The 13,779-nt window shown below is 59.4% G+C and carries 15 protein-coding genes; 6 read left to right on the forward strand and 9 right to left on the reverse strand.

The annotated features are described in order from the left end of the window. Nucleotides 1–207 precede the first annotated feature (207 nt). On the reverse strand, nucleotides 208–660 hold the full coding sequence (soxR, locus tag ACIPZE_RS17090) for a redox-sensitive transcriptional activator SoxR (RefSeq protein ID WP_283438853.1): 453 nt from the start codon (nucleotides 658–660) through the stop codon (nucleotides 208–210). A 93-nt stretch (nucleotides 661–753) separates the two neighbouring features. Here soxR and ACIPZE_RS17095 point away from each other — a divergent pair, with 93 nt between their 5' ends. Further along, complete coding sequence (locus ACIPZE_RS17095) at nucleotides 754–1,107, forward strand: antibiotic biosynthesis monooxygenase (RefSeq protein ID WP_400774045.1); 354 nt, start codon at nucleotides 754–756, stop codon at nucleotides 1,105–1,107. On the opposite strand, the gene ACIPZE_RS17100 is transcribed toward ACIPZE_RS17095, so the two are convergent. The 4 genes from ACIPZE_RS17100 to msuE form a co-directional block, all read right to left on the reverse strand. After that, nucleotides 1,104–2,204 carry a sigma-54 interaction domain-containing protein gene (locus ACIPZE_RS17100; protein ID WP_400774048.1) on the reverse strand — a complete coding sequence of 367 codons (1,101 nt, stop codon included), beginning with the start codon at nucleotides 2,202–2,204 and terminating at the stop codon, nucleotides 1,104–1,106. The genes ACIPZE_RS17095 and ACIPZE_RS17100 overlap by 4 nt on opposite strands. A 36-nt stretch (nucleotides 2,205–2,240) precedes the next feature. Further along, complete coding sequence (locus ACIPZE_RS17105) at nucleotides 2,241–3,428, reverse strand: acyl-CoA dehydrogenase family protein (protein ID WP_400774051.1); 1,188 nt, start codon at nucleotides 3,426–3,428, stop codon at nucleotides 2,241–2,243. Between the two features lie 121 nt (nucleotides 3,429–3,549). Then, a complete protein-coding gene (gene ssuD / locus ACIPZE_RS17110) occupies nucleotides 3,550–4,695 on the reverse strand; it encodes an FMNH2-dependent alkanesulfonate monooxygenase (RefSeq protein ID WP_400774053.1) in 1,146 nt (381 codons plus the stop codon). A gap of 10 nt (nucleotides 4,696–4,705) precedes the next feature. Beyond that, nucleotides 4,706–5,269, reverse strand: a complete 564-nt coding sequence (msuE, locus tag ACIPZE_RS17115) for an FMN reductase (RefSeq protein ID WP_129394835.1) — start codon at nucleotides 5,267–5,269, stop codon at nucleotides 4,706–4,708. Nucleotides 5,270–5,658: 389 nt separating this feature from the next. Between msuE and ACIPZE_RS17120 the strand changes: the two genes are divergently transcribed. The 4 genes from ACIPZE_RS17120 to ACIPZE_RS17135 all read left to right on the forward strand — a co-directional run bounded on the left by ACIPZE_RS17120 (nucleotide 5,659) and on the right by ACIPZE_RS17135 (nucleotide 9,882). Next, nucleotides 5,659–5,928: a hypothetical protein gene (locus tag ACIPZE_RS17120; RefSeq protein ID WP_064391321.1), complete on the forward strand. Its 270-nt coding sequence runs from the start codon at nucleotides 5,659–5,661 to the stop codon at nucleotides 5,926–5,928. A 102-nt stretch (nucleotides 5,929–6,030) separates the two neighbouring features. Further along, nucleotides 6,031–6,645: a LysE family translocator gene (locus tag ACIPZE_RS17125; protein WP_283438848.1), complete on the forward strand. Its 615-nt coding sequence runs from the start codon at nucleotides 6,031–6,033 to the stop codon at nucleotides 6,643–6,645. Nucleotides 6,646–6,850: 205 nt separating this feature from the next. After that, nucleotides 6,851–8,017: an aminotransferase class V-fold PLP-dependent enzyme gene (locus ACIPZE_RS17130; protein ID WP_400774057.1), complete on the forward strand. Its 1,167-nt coding sequence runs from the start codon at nucleotides 6,851–6,853 to the stop codon at nucleotides 8,015–8,017. Between the two features lie 56 nt (nucleotides 8,018–8,073). Beyond that, the gene (locus tag ACIPZE_RS17135; RefSeq protein ID WP_400774060.1) at nucleotides 8,074–9,882 is read left to right on the forward strand and encodes an aminopeptidase P family protein; all 1,809 of its coding nucleotides are present in this window, start codon (nucleotides 8,074–8,076) and stop codon (nucleotides 9,880–9,882) included. A gap of 65 nt (nucleotides 9,883–9,947) precedes the next feature. On the opposite strand, the gene ACIPZE_RS17140 is transcribed toward ACIPZE_RS17135, so the two are convergent. Continuing rightward, nucleotides 9,948–10,538: a 2-hydroxychromene-2-carboxylate isomerase gene (locus ACIPZE_RS17140; RefSeq protein ID WP_400774063.1), complete on the reverse strand. Its 591-nt coding sequence runs from the start codon at nucleotides 10,536–10,538 to the stop codon at nucleotides 9,948–9,950. 35 nt (nucleotides 10,539–10,573) lie between these two features. Next, nucleotides 10,574–11,302 carry an SDR family oxidoreductase gene (locus ACIPZE_RS17145; RefSeq protein ID WP_400774065.1) on the reverse strand — a complete coding sequence of 243 codons (729 nt, stop codon included), beginning with the start codon at nucleotides 11,300–11,302 and terminating at the stop codon, nucleotides 10,574–10,576. Between the two features lie 90 nt (nucleotides 11,303–11,392). Here ACIPZE_RS17145 and ACIPZE_RS17150 point away from each other — a divergent pair, with 90 nt between their 5' ends. Continuing rightward, a complete protein-coding gene (locus ACIPZE_RS17150) occupies nucleotides 11,393–11,962 on the forward strand; it encodes a TetR/AcrR family transcriptional regulator (RefSeq protein WP_129394829.1) in 570 nt (189 codons plus the stop codon). Between the two features lie 9 nt (nucleotides 11,963–11,971). On the opposite strand, the gene ACIPZE_RS17155 is transcribed toward ACIPZE_RS17150, so the two are convergent. Beyond that, complete coding sequence (locus ACIPZE_RS17155; RefSeq protein WP_129394828.1) at nucleotides 11,972–12,253, reverse strand: hypothetical protein; 282 nt, start codon at nucleotides 12,251–12,253, stop codon at nucleotides 11,972–11,974. Between the two features lie 170 nt (nucleotides 12,254–12,423). Continuing rightward, nucleotides 12,424–13,311 carry a threonine/homoserine exporter RhtA gene (gene rhtA / locus ACIPZE_RS17160; protein WP_283438844.1) on the reverse strand — a complete coding sequence of 296 codons (888 nt, stop codon included), beginning with the start codon at nucleotides 13,309–13,311 and terminating at the stop codon, nucleotides 12,424–12,426. Nucleotides 13,312–13,779 lie beyond the last annotated feature (468 nt).

The following is a 13,779-nucleotide window of genomic DNA, read 5'->3' on the forward strand; positions in this document are numbered from 1 at the left end:
CACTATAGAACTGTCCACGCAGTCCAGATTTTCACCCGACGAGCAGCAGGGGTACACACTGACCTGTGGCGAGGGGATTTATCCCCGTTGGGCTGCGGAGCAGCCCCAAAACCTCAATCCTCATTCCTTCAGACAAACCTCATTGACTGGCTTAGGGTCTGCTTCGCAGCCCAACGGGGATAAATCCCCTCGCCACAGGGTTCTCCATTAGTCCTTGGGGAAGTGTGGCCCTGGGCCCTGTTCGCCGAGTACGTCGCCCTGGTTGCGTAGCGGGCAGGCTTCCATCGACAGACAGCCACAGCCGATACAGCCATTGAGCCGGTCGCGCAACAGCGTCAGTTGCTCGATCCGTTCATCCAGCTCGCGTCGCCATTGCTCGGACAAAACCTTCCAGTCCGCTGCCGTCGGCGCGCGATCCTCCGGGAGGATTTTCAGCGCCTCGCCAATCTCCGCCAGTGGAATCCCCAATCGCTGCGCAACCTTGATCAACGCCACCCGGCGCAGCACTTCGCGCGGATAACGCCGTTGGTTGCCGGCATTGCGCTGGCTCTTGAGCAAGCCTTTGGCTTCGTAGAAATGCAGCGCTGTCACCGCGACACCACTGCGCGCCGCGACTTCTCCGACCGTAAGCTGCTTGTGCAGGTTTTCCCGGGTGATCATTGGAAAAAGACTCTTGACCTTGACTTAACTAGAGGTTTTACCCTGCAGGCCTTCGAGTCGCAAGACTCGTCTTACGATGAGTGGGGGCATTCCATGAACAACCGCAGCTTTACCCAATTGATTGAATTCGAAATCGAGCCGCGTCAGCAAACGTCCTTGGTCACTGCGCTTTCGGTGCAAAGCGAACGCCTGGCCCAGCGCTATGACGGTTTCCTCAGCGCCAGCGTGCAGGCCAGCGACGATGGACGCCGGGTGTTGAGTTTTCTGCAATGGCAGACCCGCGAAGCGGGGGAGGCGGCGTTTTCCAGTTTTGAGCGTGGCGAACAGGACTTCTGGCAACTGATCCGCACGCATCAGGCGAAAACCGTCACTTTCAATTCCTTCCAGGTGCTGAGCAGCATCGCCCGCAGTCACGACGATGCCTTGCACTGCAATCTGGTGGGCTAGATCGACAACTGGATCAGGCGCTCGCGCAGGTTCTCGGTCATCCGCCGCTTGTTCACCGCCAGTTCGCCGATCTTGATCAACCGCGTACGGGTGACGTTGCGGCTCAGGCCAAGCAACGCAGCAGTGTGCACCTGGTTGTAATGGCAGAAGCGATAAGCGGCGCGCAGCAAAGCGTCTTCGACCTTCTCGTGCAGAGCGCCGGCCTGTTGCGCGAAGAGCTTTTGGAAAGCCTGTTCGAGCAACGCTTCCGGTGAGTCGTCGGCGCTGGCGTGATGATCGTCCGGGCGTTCGATGCGCAGGTTCGACAAGCGCAGATCATCACGTTCGATCACGCCATTGCGGCAGATCAACAGCGTGTGATGGATGACGTTTTCCAGCTCGCGAATATTCCCCGGCCAGCTGTAGGCGCGCAGTTTGTGCTCGGCGCCAGGGCTGATGCTGACGCGGCCATAACCGAGGCGCTGGCTATAAGCCTCGATGAAGTGGCGGGTCAGCGGCAGGATGTCGCCGGGACGCTCGCGCAGCGGGCTGAGTTCCAGATTGACCACGTTGAGGCGGTAATACAGATCCTCGCGAAAATTCCCGGCATTGATGGCTTTTTCCAGTTGTACGTTGGTCGCCGCCAGCACTCGCACATCGATGGGGATGCTTTTGCGCGAACCGAGCCGCACCACTTCGCGCTCCTGCAAGACCCGCAACAGCTTCACCTGAATCGCAATCGGCAGATCACCGATCTCATCGAGAAACAGCGTGCCGCCATCCGCCTCCTCGAACCAGCCGGCTTTGGCGCTCAGCGCACCGGTAAACGCGCCTTTTTCATGGCCGAACAATTCCGCTTCCACCAGCGATTCGGAGAAGGCGCCGCAGTTCACCGCGACAAACGGCCGATGGCGGCGATTGCTCAGGTTGTGAATATGTCGCGCGACCAGCTCCTTGCCGGTGCCGGTCTCGCCGATGATCAGCACGCTGGCTTCGCTCGGTGCGACCTGTTGCAAATGTGCGAGCAGCGCTTGGGACTTCGGGTCTTCGAACACCTGCGCGGTGGCGCGGATCGACGTCGCCAGCGCGGGTGAGGGCGGTAGTGTCAGCAGTTGCATGGGCGCGTCCTTTTCTTCAGTTCAAATATAGGCAGATCAGGAATAGAACGTCGGCATCGGCAGCGCCTGATTCAGCGCCCAGTCGCCCAGCTCATGAAGTTTGTAATCCAGCGGGTCGTGCAGGGTTTGCGTGCGCAGGTTGCGCCAATGTCGATCAAGGCGCAGCGAGGCGTGGGTCGAACGCGCACCGGTGACTTCGAACAGGCGGCTGCAAATATCCAGGCCCTGACGGCTGGCGGCGACTTTCGCCGTGGCAATCGCTGTGGCGACATGACCGCGTTCTTCGGCGCTGAGAGTCGGGCCTTTGGCCCAGGCAGCATCGAGCAATGCCGCCGCCCGTTCGACCAGCAGACGAATACCTTCGAGGGCCACCCAGAACTCGCCGTAATGCGCGAGCACGTACGGATCTTCACGGACATCGCGCGCCGAGGATTTGTGCCACGGCCGGGTTTCGTTGAGGGTGTATTGCCGCGCCTCGGTGAATGCGCCTTCGGCAATCCCGAGGAACATGTGCGTGAAAGTCAGTTGCGCGATCAGCGGCCGCAGGCAGGCGAACGGCGTGCTCAGCGGGCCGGGATCGAGCAGCAGTTCCGATTCTTCGACGCGGACCCGTTCGAACGTCGCGCTACCGCTGTCGGTCTGGCGCTGGCCGATGTTGTTCCAGTCGTTGTGCAGAGTGATGCCGCTGCGGCCGCTGGGAATCGCCGCGATCAACAGCTTGCCGCCGGCGCTTTCGTCCACCGCCGAGGCGATCAGCATTTGCGAGTCGCTGGCGCCGGAGCAGAAGCTTTTCTTGCCGGAAAACTCGCGCCAGCCACCGAGGTTCTTGACCACGGTGCGGGTGTCGAGCGGGTTCAGCGCGTTGCCCCAGAACCAGTTCTGCCGGGCGGTCTGTTCGAACCACGGCTGCCATTGTTCCGGGCGAGAGAACAGGCGCACGGTGGCCAGCATCAGGTGATGAAAACCGAAAACGTGGGCGATCGAACTGTCGACCTTGGCGAACTCGCGCACCACTTGCAGGGTTTCGCTCCAGCTCGCGCCGAGGCCGCCGTAACGGCCGGGAATGCTCAGGGCGAGCAGGCCGCTGTCGCGCAGGGCATCGCGTTCGGCCTTGGGCGTGCCGCCACGTTCGTCGCGCTCGACGGCGGTCAATGCAAATTCGGCGGCCAGCTGGCGGGCAGTCTGCAACGGCGATAAAAGGCTATTTTGCGGTTTGGCAGTCACACCAACACTCCTGAATTCAATCATCCCGTGTAGGAGCTGCCGCAGGCTGCGATCTTTTGACGTTGATTTTTAAACACCAGATCAAAAGATCGCAGCCTGCGGCAGCTCCTACAGGGGTGGTTTATGCGGTGGCTTTTGTCGGCAGGACGTCGTTGGCGATCATTTCGCCAAACGGTCCGGTGAGGTTGGTCACGCCGCGCCCGGCCAGACTCGCGTAAGGCTCGGGCAGCAGCGGGAACACCAGCTCGGCAAAGCGATAAGCCTCTTCCAGATGCGGATAGCCGGAGAAGATGAAACTCTCGATCCCCAGATCGGCGTATTCCTTGATCCGCGCCGCCACTTGCTGCGGATCGCCGACCAATGCCGTGCCGGCACCGCCGCGCACCAGGCCGACGCCGGCCCACAGGTTGGGGGCGATTTCCAGGTTATCGCGCCGACCATCGTGCAGCGCGGCCATGCGCCGCTGCCCTTCAGAGTCGAAGCGTGAAAAGGATTTCTGCGCCGCCTCGATGGTCTCGTCGCTGATGTGTTCGATCAGCTTGTCTGCAGCTTTCCATGCCTCTTCGGCGGTTTCGCGGACGATCACATGCAGACGGATACCGAACTTCACTTTGCGCCCATGCCGCGCCGCGCGTTCACGTACATCGGCGAGTTTTTCGGCGACGGCGGCCGGTGGTTCGCCCCAGGTCAGGTAGACGTCAACCTGTTCGGCAGCGAGATCATGCGCAGCGTCGGAGGAACCGCCGAAGTACAACGGTGGATAAGGTTTCTGCACGGGTGGGTAAAGCGCTTTGGCGTTCTGCACCTTCAGATGTTTGCCGTCGAAATCCACGGCCTCGCCTTGCAGCACCCGGCGCCAGATTTTCAGGAATTCATCGGTGACTTCGTAGCGTTCGCTATGGCTGAGGAAGCTGCCGTCGCCACGGTTTTCATCTGGATCGCCGCCGGTCACCACGTTGATCAGCAAGCGGCCATTGGACAAGCGGTCGAGGGTCGCCGCCATGCGCGCCGAAACGGTCGGTGAAATGATCCCCGGACGGATCGCCACCAGATAGCGCAGGCGTTCGGTCAACGGCACCAGTGCCGACGCGATCACCCACGAATCCTCGCAAGATCGCCCGGTGGGAATCAGCACGCCGTGATAACCGAGGCTGTCGGCCGCCTGCGCGACTTGTTTCAGATAGTTGAGCGTGACCGGGCGCGCGCCTTGGGTGGTGCCCAGATAGTGGCCGTCGCCGTGGGTCGGGAGAAACCAGAAAACATCCATGAACAGCTCCTCAGGCGATTTTCAGCAACGGTTTGATTTGTGTCGCGAACAGCGGCGCAGCGCGTTCGGCCGCCAGACGGATGCGTGCTTTCAGGGTTTCGCTGGTGATCTGGTAGTCGGCGAAATCCGCTTCGGTGGCGTACACGCCGATCGGCAACGTAACGGCCTGGAAGAAGCTGAACAGCGGCCGCAATTGATGATCGAGCACCAGCGCATGGCGTTCGCTGCCACCGGTGGCGGCGAGCAATACCGGCGTATCGATCAGCGCGTTGAGATCGATCAGGTCGAACAGATGCTTGAGCAACCCCGGGTAGGAGCCGCGATACACCGGCGCGGCGACGATCAGCAGGTCGGCCTGCTCGATGGCTTGCAACTCGGCTTCGACTTCCGCGCTGAGTTCCTGGCGCGAAAGCGCGCCGCCGAGTGGCCGGGCAATGTCGCCGAGTTCGATCAAGTGGCTCTCGATCGGCAGATGCGCGGCCAGCTCAGCCAGCAAGGCTTGAGTTAGTACCAAGGTGCGCGATGGACGCCAGGTGCCGCCGGACAGGGCGACGACTTTCAGGGGACGCGACATGATCAGTTCCTTTTTCAACAGTTGCTCAACGAGCAGTGAGTAAGTCACTGCACTGGAGCAAGTGCTGTACCAATTCCTGGAGAACCCGGTTTACGGGGCGTTGAGCGTTCCGCTAGCGATTGGCTGTGTGAGTACCGATGCGGTTTGTTGAATCGCTGTTGGCTGAGCAACAGTTGCTGGAGCAACAGTGATGAGCGCATGAAGGGATTTATAAAGACTGATTGTTATTCCGTAAAAGAACGTTATTAGATATTTATAGATCTTTTAGAGATATGCGAAGTCGTTGTTGAATTCCTGATAGCCACTATTGAGAGCGTTGATTTCTGCATGAGCGTGGGCGGGCGTAGCCTTTCTTCATCGACTCCCACATTGCTCGCCAGGACGCTCCCATGAATCATTTACTGACTGTTTCGCTGCTGCTCGCTGTCTCTGTACTGGCCGGATGCGCCAGCCACGTTGCTCCGGAATTGCGTCCTTACAGCGCCGAAGAATCACGTGAACTGGCGATGGAGGCGCTGAATCGCAGTGGGTTGTCCTTCGACGAATACCACTCGAAAAAAGCTCAGTTGCTCGGTCAGCCACAGCAGACTTACGGTTTCGACAAACAGGGTGAGATGAGCGCCGAACGTGCCGTACAGCTGCACGGTCGCTCCAGCTGAAAACCAACTGTACCGCTTGAAGTTTTGCCTAACTGTCCGTGGGTTTGCCGGGCTGCGTGGGATAGGGTCAACACCTGAATGACCCTGATGGATTGCCGCACCATGAACCTCTCGCTCGATCTGCTGCTGGGCTTTGCCCTGTTTGCCCTTGTCACCTCGATCACCCCGGGGCCGAACAACACCATGTTGCTCGCATCGGGTGTCAACTTCGGTTTTAACCGGACCATCCCGCACATGCTCGGCATCACCTGCGGGTTCTTTGTGCTGGTGGTGGCGGTGGGCTTCGGTCTGGGCGCGGTGTTTCAGACATATCCGCTGCTCTATACGGTTCTGCGCTACGTCGGTGCCGCTTATCTTTTGTATCTGGCGTGGAAAATCGCCCACTCGGGACCTGTCGGTGACAGCGTTGAAGGTGAAGCCAAGCCGATCAGTTACCTCGGCGCGGCGGCGTTTCAGTGGGTCAATCCGAAGGCGTGGATCATGGCCATCGGTGCCATCAGCACGTACACGCCGATGCAGGGCTATTTCACCAATGTCGTGGTGATTGCTGCGGTGTTCGCCATCATCAACCTGCCGAGCGTCGGCGTCTGGGCCGCTTGCGGCACGTTGTTGCGCAATGTCTTGAAGGAGCCGCGCTGGTTGCGCGTATTCAACTGGGGCATGGCCGCACTGCTGGTGATTTCGCTGTACCCGCTGCTTGTCGAAAGCTTTAGCTGACGCATTGCTTCAATCGCCGGCCCGATGCCTGTTAAGCTCGACTTCAGGAGCGTTCCTACGCACTTTTAAATGAAGTTGTTCTTCTTTAACGGCATCCGATCAGGTATTGATGACGGTCTCGAACCGACGCGCCGCTCACAAGGCAGCGCCAAGCCGTTTGCAGACACGAGCCTCCTGATCCCGGAACACGCTCTGCGAGTCTTTTATGAACACACGTCCGTTGTATTTCGATTACGCCGCCACCACCCCGGTGGACGAGCGGGTCATCCAGGTGATGATCGAATGTCTGGGGTTTCACGGTAACTTCGGTAATCCGGCCTCCAGCTCCCACGCCTTCGGCCAGCAGGCCCGGCAGACAGTCGAACTGGCCCGGCGGCAAGTCGCCGAGCTGGTCGGTGCCAGTGCCGAGCAGATTGTCTGGACGTCCGGTGCGACCGAGTCCAACAACCTCGCCCTCAAGGGCGTGGCGCAGGCGCGCGGTGTGCCTGGCGGCCACATCATCACCAGTCAGATCGAACACAAAGCCATCCTCGATACCGCTCGCCAGTTGCAGGACGCGGGTATTGCCGTGACCTATCTGGTGCCGGACGCCGACGGCTTGATCACCCCGCAAGCGGTCAGCGCCGCAATGCGCGACGACACCTTTCTGGTGTCGCTGATGCTGGTCAACAATGAGTTGGGCACGCTCAACGATATTCAGGCCATCGGCGCCGTGGTGCGCGGGCGCGAAGCGCTGTTCCATGTCGATGCCGCTCAAGGCGCCGGCAAGGTGGCAATCGATCTGGCGCAGTTGCCGGTCGATCTGATGTCGTTCTCGGCACACAAACTCTACGGTCCGAAAGGGATCGGCGCGTTGTACGTCGGCCCGCGCGCGCAACAGCGTTTGCAGGCGCAGATTCACGGCGGCGGTCACGAAGGTGGCTTGCGTTCCGGGACCTTGGCGACGCACCAGATTGCCGGCATGGGCGCAGCGTTTGCCTTGGCGGCGGCTGCGTTCGACGCGGAGAAAAAGTCCATCGCGGCCCTGCGCGAGCGCTTGCTTGAGCAACTGCTGAGCCTGCCGGGCGTGCGCCTGAATGGCAGCCCTGTACAGCGCATTGCGCACACCCTGAGCCTGACGTTCAGCGAAGGCGAATTCAACAGTGCCGCACTCAGTCACTCGATTGCGTTTTCCGCGACGTCGGCCTGCAATTCCGCCAGCAACGCGCCGTCCCATGTGCTGCTGGCCCTCGGGCACGATGCGCATCTGGCCAGCCGCACCATCCGTTTGAGTCTCGGCCGTTTTACCACCGCCGAAGACGTCGACAAGGCTGTTGAACTGATCAAGACCGCCTGCGCCAGTGCTCCGGCATTCTGGGCGACCGGGCTTTAAACGAGCCGAATCCACGGCTACGAACAATAACGAAGAAGTGATTAGCAGGAGACATGATGAGTACCCAGACCTCGACCGAAGGATCGGTGCCCCAGCGCCTGGCGCACACCCGAGAACTGATGCGCCGCGAAGGCATCCATGCCTTGCTGGTGCCCTCCGCCGACCCGCACTTGTCGGAATATCTGCCGGGTTACTGGCAAGGTCGGCAGTGGCTGTCGGGGTTCCATGGTTCGGTCGGTACTTTGATTGTCACCGCTGATTTCGCCGGTGTCTGGGCCGACAGTCGTTACTGGGAACAGGCCAGCAAGGAACTCAAGGGCAGCGGCATCGAACTGGTCAAATTACAACCGGGTCAACCGAGTCCGCTCGACTGGCTGGCCGAACAGACCCCGCAAGGTGGCGTCGTTGCCGTCGATGGCGCCGTGATGGCGGTGGCTTCGGCACGCACATTGAGCAGCAAGCTTGAGGCGCGCGGTGCACGTCTGCGGACCGACATCGATCTGTTGCAGGAAGTCTGGAGCGATCGCCCGGGCCTGCCGAATGCAGCGATCTATCAACATCTGCCGCCGCAAGCGACCGTCAGCCGTGGCGAGAAACTCGCCAAGCTGCGCGAAACCCTGCAGGAACGCGGCGCCGACTGGCACTTCATCGCCACCCTCGACGACATCGCCTGGTTGTTCAACCTGCGTGGCGGCGACGTGTCGTTCAACCCGGTGTTTGTTTCGTTTGCCTTGATCAATCAACAACAAGCCACGCTGTTCGTCGCACTGAGCAAGGTTGACGCTGATCTGCGCGCCGTGCTGGAACAGGATGGCGTGACGCTGCGCGATTACACTGAAGTGGCTGATGCGCTGCGGGCCGTGCCGGGTGGCGCGAGCTTGCTGGTCGATCCGGCGCGGGTCACCAGTGGTTTGCTGGACAATCTCGACGGCGGCGTGAAACTGGTCGAGGGCTTGAACCCGACCACGTTGGCCAAGTCGCAGAAAAGTGAAGCCGACGCTGGGCACATCCGTAAAGCGATGGAGCAGGACGGCGCAGCGTTGTGCGAATTCTTCGCCTGGCTGGAATCGGCCTGGGGGCGCGAGCGCATCACCGAACTGACCATCGATGAAAAACTCACGGCTGCCCGTGAACGTCGTCCGGATTATGTTTCGCTGAGTTTCAACACCATTGCCGCGTTCAACGCCAATGGCGCAATGCCGCACTACCACGCCACCGAAGAAGAGCACGCGGTGATCGAGGGCGATGGTTTGTTGCTGATCGACTCGGGGGGTCAATACCTCGGCGGCACAACCGACATCACGCGGATGGTGCCGGTGGGGACGCCGACTGAAGAGCAGAAGCGCGACTGCACGCGCGTGCTCAAAGGTGTGATTGCCCTGTCCCGGGCGCATTTCCCGAAAGGCATTCTGTCGCCGCTGCTTGATGCCATCGCCCGTGCGCCGATCTGGGCGGATAACGTCGATTACGGTCACGGTACCGGTCACGGCGTCGGCTATTTCCTCAACGTCCATGAAGGCCCGCAGGTGATTGCCTATCAGGCTGCGCCGGCGCCGCAGACTGCGATGCAGGTGGGGATGATCACGTCGATCGAACCGGGTACTTACCGTCCGGGCCGTTGGGGCGTGCGTATCGAGAACCTGGCGATGAACCGCGAGGCTGGCAGCAGCGAATTTGGCGAGTTCCTCAAGTTCGAAACCTTGACGCTGTGCCCGATCGACACGCGTTGCCTGGTGCCGACACTGCTCAGTCAGGAAGAGAAACAATGGTTCAACGCCTATCACGCCGAAGTACGCGAGCGCTTGAGCCCGCTGCTTGACGGCGCGGCGCTGGAGTGGCTCGAAACGCGCACTGCAGCGATCTGATCTGTTGCTGTGCAACGCCAGGGCGACTCTTTTGAGAGTCGCCCTGGCAGCCGCTAACTCGAGGTTTAGCGCAAGGCTTCCTCGATAAAATCGAGCCGATCCTGGCCGAAGAACAATTGCCCGCCAACAAACATGCTCGGTGCGCCGAAAACACCGCGTTTAACCGCGGTTTCGGTGTTGTCTTTGAGTGCGGCTTTGACGGCCTCGTCGTTGGTCAATGCCAGTACATCCTCCGGAGCAAAACCGTGCTCAGTCAGCACCGCTGCGACGGTTGCCGGTTCATCGAGGCTGCGGCCGTCAACCCAAAGTGCCTTGAACAGGCAATCGATAAATGCCGGGAAGCGTTCCGGGTGGCGCAGTTGCATGCCTGTTACGGCGCGCATCAGCATCAGTGTATTGATCGGGAAGTGCGGATTGAATTTCAGCGGGACGCCGTAGCGTTTGGCGTAGCGGTCCAGATCCTCAAACATGTAGCGGCCCTTCGCCGGAATCATCGCCGGTGAGGCATTGCCCGTGGCTTTGAAAACACCACCGAGCAGCATCGGGATGTAGATCAGCTCGCTGTCGTTTTCAGCGCAGATCCTTGGCAGTTGGGTGTAGGCCAGGTACGTGGCAGGGCTGCCCAGGTCAAAGTAGAACTCAACGGTTTTGGTCATGCTCACGGCTCTCTGTTTATTGTTATGGGGCAGGCTTACCAGCGTTCATTCCATGGGCGCAGATCCAGCTCAAAGGTCCACGCATCCCGTGGCTGGCTGTGCAGATACCAATAGTTCTCGGCGATATGCTCGGGGTCGAGAATACCGTCCTGATCCTTGGTGGCGTATTTCTCGGGAAAACTGTTACGGATGAAGTCGGTATCGATTGCGCCATCGACCACCACATGGGCGACGTGGATATTCATCGGCCCCAATTCTCGCGCCATGCTTTGCGCCAGTGCGCGGATACCGTGTTTGGCGCCGGCGAATGCGGCAAATCCCGACGCGCCGCGAAGACCGGCGGTGGCGCCGGTGAACAATATTGTGCCGCGCCGACGAGTGACCATGCGCTTGGCCACTTCGCGGGCATTGAGGAAACCGGAGAAACAGGCCATCTCCCAAATCTTGAAGTACTTGCGCGCGGTCTCTTCGAGGATGCTGCAGGGCACGTTGGCGCCGATGTTGAAGACGAATGCCTCAATCGGGCCGAGGCGGGTTTCGATGTCCTCAATCAGGGCAATGACGTCCTCTTCCTTGCGCGCATCGCAGGCAAAGCCATGAGCCTCGCCACCTTCGGCCTTGATCGCATCTACCAGCGGTTGGAGTTTGTCGGCGCTGCGTCGAGTGACACAGGCGACAAAACCTTCGCGGGCAAAACGCTTGGCAATTGCACCGCCCGTGGCGTCGCCAGCACCGACCACCAGTACGACCTTGTTGTTATTCATGGTGAATCCTTTTGGTTAACGATCGTTTAGTTAACGAACGTTATGCTAGGATCCGAACAACGTCAAGGCGGTGAATTACAGGGTAAACACATGCGTTATTCGGCCGGTCACAAGTTGGAAACCCGCGAACGATTGCTGCAAAGCAGTGCGTTGTCGGCAAAGCGCTCGGGGTTTTCCACGGTAGGGGTGGATGGGCTGATGAAAGCCATCGGGCTGAGTGGTGCAGCGTTTTACAGCCACTTTTCCTCAAAGGATGCTTTGTTCTCTGCCATCGTCGAACGTGAGCTCGGTCAAAGCCTTGAGCGCCTGAGCGGGCAAGGCAATGAAGACCGCGAACGGCTTGAGCGTTGTCTCAAGCAATACCTGAGCATGGCGCATGTCGAGCAGCCTGAGTCGGGGTGTGCGTTGCCGACATTGGGGGCGGAGATTGCCCGCTCGGATGTGCAGGTGCGCGAGCAGGCAGAAATCTGGATTTGCCGTCTTCAGGAGAGTTGGGCGCAGATACTGCAAAGCGAGAGCCTGGCGTGGGCGATACTGTCGCAATGCGTCGGTGCTTTGGTGGTTGCGCGGATGTTGGCCACACCGGACGTCCAGCGCACAGTGTTGAAATCCAGTCACGAAGAGATCGCCCGTCAGCTCGCAGTTCAGCGAGCGGAGTAGGGCGGAGGGTCATTTGCAGATGACGATCATGCTGCGGCTGGTGTAGCCGGCGGGATTCAGGCCGAACGGATAATCACCCGGCTCCTCGACGGCATCGCCGGATTTGGCAATGACCTTGTAACCCTTTGGCGCGCAGGAATTGGCGGCACTGGTGTAGCACTTGTCCCAAGAGGACGAGAGTCCTGAACAGTTGATATGCAAACCCTTCTTGCCGCGTTTGACCTGGGTTTCCGAAGTCGCAGCACAACCCGCAATCGCCAGTACGGCGATCAGTATCAAAATTCGTTTCATTACCGTCCTTAATAGCGGCCGCGAGTCTGATGCTCGGGTCTGCCTGTGTTCGCTCGCTTCTGCAGCGTTTCTACGTCCCTTTGCGAAAAAATCCATGTCTGGCGATGGGTTACGGGATCTAAACATGGCCTAAATGAGCGTCAATTACCAGACCCCGGTCAAATCCTGTTTCAATCTGCCGCGATGGCGGGCTTCGCGTTGCTGCCCATGGTCAGGGTCGCCCCGACAGAAGCCAGAATAATGCACATGATCGCCATCCATTGTGACAGTGACAGGTATTCCTGGAGAAAAAACAGACCTGACAGGGCGCCGAATGCCGGCTCGATGCTCATCAGTGTGCCGAAGGTGCGCGCGGGCATTCGAGTCAGGGCAACCATTTCCAGGGTATAGGGCAGGGCGGTAGAGAGAATCGCGACGCCGATGGCAATCGGAATCAACGAGGGCGTCAGCAGTGCAGCGCCGGCATGCACAATGCCAATGGGCGCCACGAACAGCGCTGCGATCATTACGCCCAGCGCCGCAGTTGTTACGCCATTGTCTGCGCCGGCCTTCTGCCCGAACAGAATGTACAGTGCCCAGCAAACGCCGGCGCCCAGTGCATAACCAGCGCCCACCAGATCGATCCCGGCAGTCGTTGCCCCGGTGGGTATCAACAGCATCAGTCCGGCTGCTGCCAAGGCGATCCAGAGAAAGTCGATGGCACGCCGCGACGCATAAATGGCAACGGCCAATGGCCCGGTGAATTCCAGGGCCACAGCGATTCCCAGAGGAACGGTGCGCAGGGACATATAGAAGAGGAAGTTCATGCCGCCTAGCGCCATCCCGTAAACGATCACCGTCCGCAGGGATTTAGCAGTAAGCCTGGCGCGCCATGGACGCAGCAAAATCAGCATGATCACGCTGGCGAAGATCAGCCGAAGGGTTGTAGTTCCTTGTGCGCCTACGACCGGGAACATGCTTTTTGCCAGAGAGGCTCCGGACTGGATGGATGCCATGGCTATTAATAGCAGGCCAACCGGAAACAACATGGAGGCAAGGGAGCGAGGCTGGTCATTCATTACTAGGCATCATCCAAGGTAGGAGCGGGCATTTTTATAGCTGTTGGGCAATATACTGCGCATTCGCTGCCGTGGCGTCTATATATAGGCAGCTTTTCTGACGTATCGATAGAAAAGTGTAATTAACGGTTGACGGCAAATTCTGGACGTCTATAATTCGCCCCACTTCCGGCGCAGTCGAAACGGAAAACTCCTTGAGATTCAATGAGTTGTGCAGTTTTCGACAGCGGCTTGCTTCAGATCATCGAAGCCTGGAAGGAGTTGAAAGAGTGATGATGTTTGGCTCTTTTAACGTTTCGATCTTCTCGGTCGAAAGCGGAGAAAAAGAGGTGTTGACAGCAGCGTGTAACGCTGTAGAATTCGCCTCCCGCTAACGAGAGATCGGAAGCGCAAGTGGTTGAAGTTGTTGAAGAATTCTTCGAAAACTTCTGAAAATAATCACTTGACAGCAAATGAGGCTGCTGTAGA

Source organism: Pseudomonas sp. NPDC089741 (assembly GCF_044748825.1).
Classification (GTDB): Bacteria; Pseudomonadota; Gammaproteobacteria; order Pseudomonadales; family Pseudomonadaceae; genus Aquipseudomonas; species Aquipseudomonas helmanticensis.